Source organism: Novosphingobium resinovorum (assembly GCF_027922145.1).
GTDB lineage: Bacteria > Pseudomonadota > Alphaproteobacteria > Sphingomonadales > Sphingomonadaceae > Novosphingobium > Novosphingobium resinovorum.
In genome coordinates, this window is the sequence record NZ_BSFC01000007.1 from 1 (window position 1) to 11,277 (window position 11,277).

An 11,277-nucleotide genomic window follows, 5' to 3' on the forward strand; every position below is an offset into this window, starting at 1 on the left:
CCGCCACGCAGAGTTTCGTGCTGGAAGACGGCGCGCTGCACGTGACGCTGGAGGTGGCCAACCAGTCCGAGCGCGCCATGCCCTGTACGCTGGGCCAACACCCCTACTTCGTGCGCGAACCCGATGCGCGGGTGACGTTCGCCGCCGAGGGCGTGTGGCTGAGCGACGCGCGGATGATCCCCAGCGAGACAGCGCTTGCGGATACCTTCGGAGACTTCGCGCGAGGGGCCGTACCCGACCCGATGACTCTGACCGACAACTGCTGGTTCGGCTGGCAGGGCGAGGCACGGCTTGGGACAGTCAGCGTGACGTCGCCCGAGGCCGGGTTCCTGCATCTCTACGCCCCGCCGGGGGAGGACTTCCTCTGCCTTGAGCCTACGACGGCGATGCCCGATGCGTTCGGACGGGTCAGCAGCGGCATGACGGTACTGGAGCCGGGTGAGACACAGGCGTTAACGATGGTGTTGCAGGCCTGATCCGGGTCAATTATCTCGCCGTCATTCCCGCGAAGGCGGGAACCCATCTCCTGCCGGCTCCTCTTGCACGGGCATCGGTTGGGTCCCCGCCTTCGCGGGGATGACGGGGAGCGTTTCAATCACGCCAGGGCGGGCATCGATAGCGCTTCCGGCAAGGCGCCCCGCGGATTTCAAGGCCGTTCGCGGCCAGCGGTCCCGGACAAGTCCGGGACGACGGCTTATCCGAACCCGACCGTCCGCGCCCAAGCGCGCCACATCTCGGGCCAGATCTCGACCGGCTTGCCGATGGCGCGGCGCAGGCCGAAACCGTGACCGCCATTGGCGAAAAAGTGCGCCTCGACCGGCACCTTGCGGGCTTTCAGCGCCGCGCGCAGGCTTACGGTGTTCTCCGCCGGAACGACGTCGTCGTCCTCGGCATGAACGAGGAAATGCGGCGGCGCATCGGACGGGACCATGCGGTCGGGGGAATGCGCGGCCTCAAGCTCCGGCGTCGGCGAAGGGCCGAGCAGCAAATTACGCGATCCGGGATGCGCGATGCCTGCGTCCATGCTCACCACCGGATAGATCGGCGCGGCGCAGAATGGCTTTGCGGAGAGCCTGTCCGCCGCGTCCACGGGCTCGTAGACTTTGGCCGCGAAGCGCGCGCCAAGATCGGCGCAAAGGTGTCCTCCGGCAGAGAAGCCCATCGCCGCGACCCGCTCGGGATCGAGGGCGAAGTCCTTCGCGCGGTGGCGGATCAGGCGCATGGCGCGCTGCGCGTCGGCAAGCGGGGTGTCGGGGCCGCTCGACCAGCCCTCGCCCGGCAGGCGATAGAACAGCACGAAGGCGGTGAAGCCGCGCGCCGTCAGCCAGCGGGCGATCTCGTAGCCTTCCTTGTCGACGACGATCCAGCGGTAACCGCCACCCGGCGTGATCATCACCGCCGCGCCGTTGGGCCGGTCGGGACGGAACACCGCCATGCGCGGACGGGTCACGCCGTAGACCGCGCGGTCGGTGACGAGGGCATCGGTGGACCGCTCGTCCACCGTCTCGGTCAGCGGCGCCTTGAGACGTGCGGGCGGCCCCTTGGGCCAGAGGTCGATGGTCTCGGTCGGCTGCGGCAGGCCGGGCGGGAGCGCTTTGGAGGCAGCGGGAGGCGGTGTCTGCGCATTGGCAGGACTTGGGGCCCTTCCGGCCAGTCCCGCAGCGGCAAGAGAGCCTGCGATCAGGGTTCTGCGATCGAAATCCACTCCGGGCTCCCTTGGAAAACAAAAAGGAGCGGGGTCCACGGGCCGGAACCCGCGAACCCCGCGTCAGGGGAGGAGATCAGATCTTCGCGCGCGCGCCGAACAGGATCGTGCGCCCGAAGTGATTGTTCTCGTAGTTACGGGTCGCGTAGACGTCGTTGAAGCGATAGCGATACTCGTCCGTCAGGTTGTTGCCGTCGATCGACAGCTCCAGCCATTCGGTCGCCTTGTAGCGGATCGCCGCATCGAAGCTGGTGTACGAACCGTACCCTTCGAAGATGTTGTTCGTTGCACTGGCGCCATCCACGAACGGGCCGCGATAGCTCACCGAGCCGCGGATGCTAAACTTGCCGTCGTCATAGTACAGCGTCGCGTTCCACGCGCGCTTCGACACGCCGAACAGGGTATTAGTGTAGGTATCCGGAACACCGACGAGGGAGCAGGCGGTCGTCACACGGGTACAGGCCGTAACCGCTGGACCAGTGATCGTGTAGTCCGCCTTACTCTGGATGAACGTGGCGTTGCCCTGGAAGCCGGTGTGGCTCAGGATGCCCGGCAGGAAGGTGAAGGGCAGCTGCAGCGCCACTTCCACGCCCTTGAGCGTCGCACCCTCACCATTGACCTGTGCCGACACCACGTACTCCTGATTGGGGTCGTAGTTGATGTAGGCAGGCGTGCTGGTGCCCAGGACATCGCGGCCCAGGCCAAGCTGCGGCAGGGTGGCGGTGTACTGCCCGGCGACCGGGAAGCTCTCGATCTTCTTGATGAAGCCCGCCACCGAAAGCAGCGCCTGCGGGGCGAAATACCATTCGATCGATGCGTCGAAATTGGTGGCGCGATAGGGATCGAGGAACGGGTTGCCGAAATTCACACGGTAGTTGAACCCGTCGACCGAGCCGCCCGGATTGAGGTTGCTCAGCGCGGGCCGGGTGATGACCTTGGCGATCGCACCGCGCACGATCACGTCATGGCGCGGATAGAACGCAAGGTTCATCGACGGCAGCCAATCGTCATACGTGCGCTGCACGGTCGCGGCGACGCCTGCGGAGTAGCCGGTCGACTTCTGGTCGGTATGGGCATAGCGGATACCCGCATTGCCTGCATATTCGAGGCCGAAGAGTTCGCCCTTGACGTCGAACTGCACATATCCGCCCGAGGTGGTTTCCTGCACGCGGCGGTTGTTGCCGAAGTCCTCCTTGGCGGTGCGGCCATAGAGGTTGGTGTAGTCCGCCGCGTTCGCGATATCGGCGACGATCCACTGGCTCGTGGAGCCGCCGGGCTGGCCGGCATCGCCCAGATCGACGAGCTGCGAGATGCCCGAGGTCACCGGCAAACCGTAGACGCTGGATGAACAGGTCACGGTGCCGAGGATCAGGTCCTGCGTGCCGTTGGCCCCGCATGCGGCGGTATCGCGCATGAACAGCTGGGTCTGGAAGTTGTAGCGCCGCCACACCGCGCCGGCCTTGACGGTGAAGCCGTCGGTCAGGTCCCATTCGGTGCGCAGCTGCGCGGTCTTGAACTTGTTCTTCACGTAGGACGGGCGATCGCGGATTTCGGCAAGCTGGAAGTTCGCCGGGTCGGTGACGTCCATGCCATAGCTGAGCACCGGCGACTTCATGTCCGAGTAGTCGTAGCTGAAGCCGTCGGCGTTCTTGTTGTCGTAGGCGATCGTGGTTTCGACCGGGATGTCGGCGTTCGACTGCGACATGCCGCCCAGCAGGGTGAAGCGGAAGCTGTCGCTGACGTCCTGGTCCCAGGTCGCGCCGACCTGCCAGAACTCGGTCTTCGACTTGCGCAGGTAGCTTTCGGTGCGGACGTAAGCATTGTTCAGGGTCGCGCTGACCATGTTGCCGTTGTCGTCGTAGACTGGATCGACGACGTCGAAGCGGCGCTCGTTCGAACGGGCGAGCACTTCGAGCCACTGCTCGGCGCGGGTTTCCTTGAACGACGAATAGAGTCCGTCGATCGAGAACTTGGTCTTGTCGGTGGGTTCGAACTGGATCGAGCCGGTCAGGCCGAGGCGCTTGCGGTCATGCTCGACCACGCCGTAGCGCGGGATACGCGGGTGGAACGCGAGGCTGGCGGCGTCGCACGCCGCCGAGGGGCGATAGCCGCCGCCCGAGCTTACCGGCACGCCGCCGGTCGGCCCGACGTCCGAGTAGTAGCAGGGCGTTCCGTCCACCGAGTTGAAGTAGGCCTGCGCCCAGCGCACGGTGTTGTTGCCGTTCTCGATCGTGTCGGTGTGCGAATAGGCGGCCGAGAGGTTGACGCCGAACGTGCCCGCATCGTTACGCCAGGACAGCAGCCCGGCCATGCGCGGGCCAACGTTCTTTGACAGGTCGTTGTAAGAACCCTGGACGTTGAGCACGCCGGTCAGGCCCGCCTTGGCCGCCAGCGGATTGCCGGTGTTGAGATCGACCACCGCGCCCAGCGAACCTTCGTCGAGGCTGGCTTCGGCGGTCTTGTGGACGACGAGGCTGCTGAACAGCTCCGAAGCGAAGACGTTGAAGTCGAACGAGCGGTCGCGGTTGGCGGAGGCGCCGTCCGAGCTGGTGGCGATCGTCTCCAGCCCGTTGACGCGGACGCGGGTGAACTGCGCGCTGAGGCCGCGCACGGTGATCGCACGGCCTTCGCCGCCGTCCTTCTGGATCGAGATGCCGGGGATGCGCTGCAGCGACTCGGCAAGGTTCTGGTCGGGGAACTTGGCCATGTCCTCGGCCACGACCGCATCGACCGCCGAGATCGATTCGCGCTTCACGTTGAGCGCAGCCTGCAGAGACTGGCGGAAGCCGGTGACGATGATGTCGCCCGCAGTCGCGGTCTCGTCCGCAGGAGCTGCGGTATCCGCCGCGTCCTGCGGCGCGGGCGCCGCGTCCTGCGCCATCGCAGCCGACGACACGAGAGCGCTGCCCGCGCACAGGGCAGCCTTCAAAAGCGAAATTCCGGTAACATGCTGGCGCATGACAACATCCCCTCACGACCCTTGCGGGTCAAAAATGATACCGGTGTCAGAAGGAAGCGCGGCTAACGCGCGCATTGTTCCGGCACCTCTACTCCCGCCCCTTTCGGAGCACCTCGGGCGACCTCCAAAATCGCCCCACCCGTTCCGAAGATCATCCTTGCGATCCTTGGTAACCGGTGTCATCAATATGTGACGCAGGGAGAACGCCCTGTCAATACTCGGAGTCCACAAGCTCCGCCAATGGGAGATCGATAGTGAAAATCCGCAGGCTCGCGAGCCAGATTGTCCTTCCGATTCTGATGGTTGCTTCCACCCCGGCGCTGCTGCACGCAGCCCCGCTAGAACCCACCCGCGGCGGCGAGGGCGGCCGTATCATCCGCGTCACCACTCTCGCGAAGGACGGCCCCGGATCGCTCAAGGCCGCGGTCGAAGCAAAGGGCAAGCGCATCGTCGTCTTCGAGGTCGGCGGGGTCATCGACCTTCAGCGCACGATCCTGAACATCGACGAGCCTTTCCTGACGATCGCCGGGCAGACCGCGCCTTCGCCGGGCATCACGATCGTGCGCGGCGGCATCGATCTCAAGGGCCACGACGTCAAGATCAGCCACATCCGCGTGATGACCGGGGTGGACGGCCAGGCCAAGCTCTCGGGCTGGGAGGCGGACGCCTTCTCCACCGTCGCCGCGCACAACGTGATCGTAGAGCACTGCAGCTTCTTCTGGGCGATCGACGAAAACATGTCGACCTCCGGCCCCCGTTTCAACGGCAAGACCGTCAAGGAATGGCGCGCTGCCACCAGCCATGACGTGCTGTTCCGCGAGAACCTCGCGGCCGAAGGCCTCGCCGACGCCAGCCATCCCAAGGGCGAGCACTCCAAGGGCACGCTGATCCACGACAACGCCACTGCCATCACGCTCTACCGCAACGTCTACGCCCACAACATGGAGCGTTCGCCGCTGGTGAAGGGCGGCGCGCAAGTGCTGATGGTCAACAACATGATCTTCGACCCCGGCCACCGCGCGGTGCACTACAACCTGATGAACCTGGAGTGGGCCGGCCACGACTACGTCACCGGCGAGATCACCGCCGTGGGCAACGTCATGCGCGCGGGCAATTCGACCGCGCCCGGCCTGCCGTTCCTGACGCTGGGCGGCGACGGCGATCTTGCGTGGTATTCCAAGGACAACATCAACGTCGATCGCTGGGGCAACCCGGCGCCGATGTTCGGCCGCTACGGCGTGACCAAGGCGAAGCTGATCGAGAAGGATTCGCCGATGGCCAGCCTGGGCAGCCTCGACGTGATGCCCGCCAAGGACCTGGAAACCAGCCTGCTCGCCTCGGTCGGCGCGCGTCCGTGGGACCGTGCGCCCGATGATATCCGCGTACTGTTCTTCGTCGCCGAGGGGCGCGGCGAGATCATCGACGACGAAAAGGTCGTCGGCGGCTACCCGCACCCCAGCCCGACCGCCGCGCCCTTCGTGGACAAGGACTGGAACCTCAAGACCATGGAGCCGAAATCCGGCGTCTATCCGGGCCAGAAGGACGGCGCGCAGGAGAAACTCTCCGCCCGCGACGAAGCCATGCGCGAGAACGCGAAGTGATCGGGGCGGCGCTCCTGCTGCTGGCGGCGGCTCCGGCGATGGCCGTCATCGACGAGCGTGACACCGTGCGCGAGGAAGCCCCTCCGCACGGCGCCATCGGCATGAGCACCGCCTATCGCATTTCCGACGCAGCGCCAGCGCCGCGCACGATGGAATTCCGCCGCCGCGTCCTCCACAAGGGCGCGGCGATCGGCGAGCATCCCATCGCGCACGATGAGGTTTACTACGTGCTCTCGGGCGAGGGCGAAGTCGTCTCCGACGGCAAGCGCGCGCAGCTCACGCCGGGAATGACCGCCTATCTCTACGACGGCGCCGTGGTCGGCATCTGGCAGCGGGGCGAGGAACCGCTTTCGCTGGTAATCGCCTATCCCAACCCGCCCGCCGCCAAGTAGGTTTCGGCACGACGGATTCTGCAAATTCCTCCCCGAGACAAGCTCGGGGAGGAATTTGCGTCACACCCCCGGCTGGACGTAGGGCGCCCTCGCCCACAATTCGCGCTGCCAGCGGCGCGGATCGTTCTCCACGCGCACGGTATCGCCGAACACCATCGTCGCGCGCGCGGGCAGGCGGTACGGCGACCACTCCGCCAGCCCCGGTCGCCCGGTCTTGGCCAGACCGGTGAAGGCGCGCATCATCGCTCCGCTCAGCCTGCGAGCCCCGTCGTCGGTGCCCGAATAGCTGCCCGGCGCGTCCAGCGTGCCGAAGACATAGGGAATGTCGTCCGTATGTGCCGCCCCGCGCAAGGGGTCCGTCGGCGAGGGACGGTCGAGTTGGTACACCCACGTCGATCCCGCCCCGGCCGCCGCCCGCGCATCCGCCTCGATCACTTGCCCCGGCCATGACCGGCCCGCCGTGGTGGCTGCGTAATAGACTTGCTCGGGCGTCCAGCCGGGTTCATGGGCGCGGTACTGCTCGACGACCCAGACAGGGTCGAGGTCGATCTTGATCTCGGGCACGATGCGCGCGGCAAGGTTCTCCCACGACAGCCCCTGCAGCTTCGCCCCGCGCGGATCGAGGAAGGCGCGCGTCTCCTCGCGCACGTTGCCAAGGATCATCGGCACGCCCAGCGACTGCGGCGCGGCATCGGGCCAGAACGGATGCCGCGGCAGGTTGGTCATGTCGAGCACGGGGCCGAAGTAGACCCCGCCGCCCATGATGGGATCAGTGGTGGCAAGACCCTCGACCAGCCGTTCGATCTGCATCGTTCGCAGGCCCTCGACGTCGCCAGGGGCGAGCTTCAGCGCCGCCATAAACGCCTGCGTGCGCGCCCAGGCATGGGCCGGGCCGCTGGCCTGCACCTGCTGCCCGCTCATCGTCGCGGCGACGTGGAACAGGCCCTTCGCGGCGGGCATCGCCATGAGCGTGGCGATCTTGGCGCCCCCGCCCGACTGGCCGAACACCATGACGCGCGCCGGATCGCCGCCGAACTTGGCGATGTGCTCGCGCACCCATTGCAGTGCAAGGATCAGATCGAGCTGGCCGAGATTGCCGCTATCGGCATAACGCGCACCGAAGGGCCCCAGCCAGGCATAGCCCAGCGCGTTGAGCCGGTGGTTGACGGTGACGACCACGACATCGCCGTCGGCGGCCAGCTTCGCGCCGTGGGTCAGCGGATCGGTGACCGAGCCAGTGGTGTAGGCGCCGCCGTGGAAATAGACCATGATCGCCCGCTTCGCGCGCGGGTCCGCCTCGGGAGTCCAGACGTTGAGGAACAGGCAGTCCTCGGACTGCGGCTCGCCCGCCATGGCGCGCTGCGGGCAGATGGGGCCGAACTTCGCGGCGGTGATCGGGGGGCCTTCGAGCGGCTCGGCGATGGGACGGGCAAAGCGTTCGGCGCGGCCGTAGCGGATGCCCTTGAAGGCATGGACGCCGCTTTCCGGGACGGCGGTGTAACGGCCGATTCGGCGCGTCTTCGCGCTGCGGGCGAGAGAGGGGAGCGGCGCCGTGGCGGCGAGCACTGCCGCCGATTTCACGAGGGTGCGGCGTGAAAGATCGGTCATATTGCTCTCCCAAGCTGAAGTGCGTGCCGCTCACCCACCCCGCTGCGACTAGGCAGCAAGCTGCCAAGTCTCGCTCCCCTCCCGCTTGCGGGAGGGGCTGGGGGTGGGCCTTGTTCTCTTAGCGCCTGACGTCCCCGCCCGAAGTCGAGAAGGCTTCCAGCTCCGCCGGTCCAACAAGGCACATGTCACCCGGCACGGTATGCTTGAGCACGGTATAGGCCAACCCTGCCTGCGCCGTCTCGACCAGCCCGGCACCTGCTAGCCACTTGTGCAACACGCCCGCCGCAAAGGCGTCGCCGGTGCCGATGCGGTCGACGATGCCGGTGACATCGACCTCGCTCGTCTGGTGCGCCGCGTCCCGCGCATCGAGACGTGCGGCGATACGGTGATGGCCGGAGTTCACCACGTGCCGCGCGGTCGAGGCGATCAGTTGCAGCTTCGGGAACGCCTCGAAGGCGGCCAGCGCGGCCTCGCGCCGACGGTCGGAGCCATCGCCGGAGAACGCCTTGCCCAGCAGCAACGAAATATCCCGGTGGTTGCCGATCATGACCGTCGCCGACTGCATCAGGTCGGTCAGGATCGCGCGCGGATCGCTGTCCCAAGCATCCCACAGCAGTGCGCGGTAATTGCCGTCGAAACAGACAGGCACGCCGGCGCTGTTGGCCGCGGCGACGGCGGCTTGCGCAAGCGCGACGCCTCCGGGGCCGAGCGCCGGCGTGATGCCCGACAGGTGGAGCAGTCGGGCGCCCTCGAGCGCGGAGGCGAAGTCGAACTGGTCCGCCTTGGAGGTTGCGAACACGGAACCCGCGCGATCGTAAGTGATCGACGAGGGCCTCAGGCCTGCTCCGCTCTCGAGGAAGTAGAGGCCCATGCGGCCGGTATCGCGCCCGACGTGGGCGGTATCGATCCCGGCGGCGGCGAGGGCTGCGCGCGCCTTGTCGCCCAAGGGACTGGACGGCAGGCGCGTCAGCATCTTCACGTCATGGCCCAGTGAGGCGAGCCCCGCCGCGACATTGGCCTCGGCCCCGCCGACGACCATGTCCAGCGCATCGCACTGCACCGTCAGCCGCGCGGCCGGGGTGGCGAAGCGCAGCAGCACTTCGCCGAAACACAGGACATGACCGCTCATCTACCCACCCCTCTCACATTTCCATTCGTCGCCGCAGCGGCTTAGCGAGCCAGCCAGCCGCCGTCGACAGCAAGAATGTGACCGGTAACATAATCCGAGGCTGGAGAGGCCAGGAACACGGCGGCGCCCGCGATATCCTCCGGCTTGCCCCAGCGGCCTGTCGGGATGCGTTCGAGGATCTGGCGGTTGCGCGTCTCGTCGGCGGAAAGCGCGGCAGTGTTGTTGGTGGTGATGTAGCCCGGCGCGATCGCGTTGACCTGCACGCCCTTGGGCGCCAGTTCGTTCGCCATCGCCTTAGTGACGCCCGATACGCCGGACTTCGCCGCCGCATAGCTCGGCACGCGGATGCCGCCCTGGAAGGTCAGCAGCGAGGCGATGTTGACGATCTTGCCGCCGGTTCCCCGCTCGACCATGTCCTTCGCGGCCGCCTGGCTGAGGAAGAACAGGGTCTTGAGGTTGGTGTCGATCACCGCGTCCCAGTCCTCTTCTGAGAACTGCAGCAGGTCGTCGCGGCGGATGATACCGGCGTTGTTGACGAGGATGTCCACCTTGCCCAGCCCTGCCACCGCCTCGTCGATGACGCGCTGCACCGGCTCGATGCTCGACAGGTCGGCCTTGATGTTGACCGCCTTTCGGCCCGTCGCGGCGATCAGCGCCAGCGTCTCGGTCGGCTCCGAGCGGCCCGCGACGGCGACATCGGCGCCCGCCTGTGCCAGCGCGACGGCGATGGCCTGGCCGATGCCGGTGTTGGCGCCGGTGACGAGCGCGGTCTTGCCCGTCAGGTCGAAGGAAATTGCCATGATACCCTCTCTCGTCATTGCGAGCGCAGCGACGCAACCCGGGGCGGTTGCGACGCTGGCTCGATGGATTGCTTCGTCGCTGCGCTCCTCGCAATGACGAGCGCAGGGGGTAGGCGAAGACTTACTGGAGCTGGCAGATATCCAGCACGTTCATGTCGGTGTAGTCGAGGTTTTCCCCGCCCATCGCCCAGATGAAGGCGTACTTCTTGGTGCCCGAACCCATGTGGATCGACCACGGCGGGCTGATGACGGCCTCTTCGTTGGCGATGACGATGTGACGCATCTGGTCGGGCTCGCCCATGTAGTGGAAGATGCGGTCGTTCTCTTCGGGCAGCTCGAAGTACAGGTAGATTTCCGAGCGGCGGTCGTGGAGGTGCGGCGGCATCGTGTTCCAGACCGAGCCTTCTTCCAGCACGGTCAGGCCCAGCAGCAGCTGCGCGCTCTCGCACACGCCGGGGATCACCAGCTGGTAGATGGTGCGCTGGTTCGAGTTGGCGAGGTCGCCGCGCGCCAGCGGGTTCGCCTGGTCGAGCGTGATGTGCTTGATCGGCAGCGCCTTGTGGGCGGGAACCGAGGCGATGTAGAAGCGCGCGCCCTCACCCTCGAAGATCACCTCGTTCGTGCCCATGGGGACGTAGAGGCATTCCTTGTTCTTCATCTCGAAGCGCTGGCCGTCGACGGTGATCGCGCCGGGGCCGCCGATGTTGGTGATGCCGGCCTCGCGGCGCTCGAAGAAGGACTTGCCCTCCGCGCTCTTGGGGACGGTCTGCAGCGGCAGGGCAAGCGGCTCAGCGCCCGGAACCGCACCGCCGATGATGAAGCGCTCGTTGTGCGAGTAGTTGAGGTTGACCTCGCCGGCCTTGAACATGCCGGTGACCAGATAGCGGTCGCGCAGTTCTTCATTGGAGACACACTCCATCATGTCCGGATGGGTGGCGTGGTACGTCTTGCAGAACACTGTGAACTCTCCCGTTCAGGTCTTGGCGGCATTCGTATCCGCTTTAGGTAACCGGTGTCAACGGGGTTGGCGCGCGTTGCAATCATCCTTCACCGCATCCCGTCATTGCGAGCGCAGCGAAGCAA

Annotated in this window: 9 protein-coding genes; 3 read left to right on the top strand and 6 right to left on the bottom strand. The window is 66.4% G+C overall.

Annotated elements, in window-relative coordinates:
- Positions 1–476 (top strand): aldose epimerase family protein (locus PKE80_RS03780; RefSeq protein ID WP_444980977.1); only part of this gene is annotated, 476 nt, incomplete at its 5' end.
- A 218-nt stretch (positions 477–694) separates the two neighbouring features.
- Here PKE80_RS03780 and PKE80_RS03785 read toward each other — a convergent pair.
- Both PKE80_RS03785 and PKE80_RS03790 read right to left on the bottom strand, forming a co-directional pair.
- A complete protein-coding gene (locus PKE80_RS03785) occupies positions 695–1,705 on the bottom strand; it encodes an alpha/beta hydrolase (RefSeq protein WP_271181348.1) in 1,011 nt (336 codons plus the stop codon).
- Between the two features lie 76 nt (positions 1,706–1,781).
- Entirely contained in the window at positions 1,782–4,664 is a 2,883-nt protein-coding gene (locus tag PKE80_RS03790; protein WP_271181349.1) for a TonB-dependent receptor, read from the bottom strand.
- A 299-nt stretch (positions 4,665–4,963) separates the two neighbouring features.
- Here PKE80_RS03790 and PKE80_RS03795 point away from each other — a divergent pair, with 299 nt between their 5' ends.
- Complete coding sequence (locus PKE80_RS03795; RefSeq protein WP_271181350.1) at positions 4,964–6,265, top strand: pectate lyase family protein; 1,302 nt, start codon at positions 4,964–4,966, stop codon at positions 6,263–6,265.
- 38 nt (positions 6,266–6,303) lie between these two features.
- Complete coding sequence (locus PKE80_RS03800) at positions 6,304–6,657, top strand: cupin domain-containing protein (RefSeq protein ID WP_036530740.1); 354 nt, start codon at positions 6,304–6,306, stop codon at positions 6,655–6,657.
- Positions 6,658–6,717: 60 nt separating this feature from the next.
- Here the strand turns inward: PKE80_RS03800 and PKE80_RS03805 are convergent, their stop codons facing one another.
- The 4 genes from PKE80_RS03805 to kduI all read right to left on the bottom strand — a co-directional run bounded on the left by PKE80_RS03805 (position 6,718) and on the right by kduI (position 11,152).
- Positions 6,718–8,265, bottom strand: a complete 1,548-nt coding sequence (locus PKE80_RS03805; protein WP_271181351.1) for a carboxylesterase/lipase family protein — start codon at positions 8,263–8,265, stop codon at positions 6,718–6,720.
- A 118-nt stretch (positions 8,266–8,383) separates the two neighbouring features.
- On the bottom strand, positions 8,384–9,394 hold the full coding sequence (locus PKE80_RS03810; protein WP_271181352.1) for a sugar kinase: 1,011 nt from the start codon (positions 9,392–9,394) through the stop codon (positions 8,384–8,386).
- A gap of 41 nt (positions 9,395–9,435) precedes the next feature.
- Entirely contained in the window at positions 9,436–10,194 is a 759-nt protein-coding gene (kduD, locus tag PKE80_RS03815; protein ID WP_271181353.1) for a 2-dehydro-3-deoxy-D-gluconate 5-dehydrogenase KduD, read from the bottom strand.
- A gap of 121 nt (positions 10,195–10,315) precedes the next feature.
- Complete coding sequence (kduI, locus tag PKE80_RS03820; RefSeq protein WP_008831744.1) at positions 10,316–11,152, bottom strand: 5-dehydro-4-deoxy-D-glucuronate isomerase; 837 nt, start codon at positions 11,150–11,152, stop codon at positions 10,316–10,318.
- Positions 11,153–11,277 lie beyond the last annotated feature (125 nt).

Bases quoted from the DNA above. Each gene is read 5' to 3' on its own strand.
- PKE80_RS03800 (WP_036530740.1), top strand. From the start codon at position 6,304: ATGGCCGTCATCGACGAGCGTGACACCGTGCGCGAGGAAGCCCCTCCG.
- PKE80_RS03805 (WP_271181351.1), bottom strand. From the start codon at position 8,265: ATGACCGATCTTTCACGCCGCACCCTCGTGAAATCGGCGGCAGTGCTC.
- PKE80_RS03790 (WP_271181349.1), bottom strand. From the start codon at position 4,664: ATGCGCCAGCATGTTACCGGAATTTCGCTTTTGAAGGCTGCCCTGTGC.
- PKE80_RS03795 (WP_271181350.1), top strand. From the start codon at position 4,964: ATGGTTGCTTCCACCCCGGCGCTGCTGCACGCAGCCCCGCTAGAACCC.
- kduD (WP_271181353.1), bottom strand. From the start codon at position 10,194: ATGGCAATTTCCTTCGACCTGACGGGCAAGACCGCGCTCGTCACCGGC.
- PKE80_RS03810 (WP_271181352.1), bottom strand. From the start codon at position 9,394: ATGAGCGGTCATGTCCTGTGTTTCGGCGAAGTGCTGCTGCGCTTCGCC.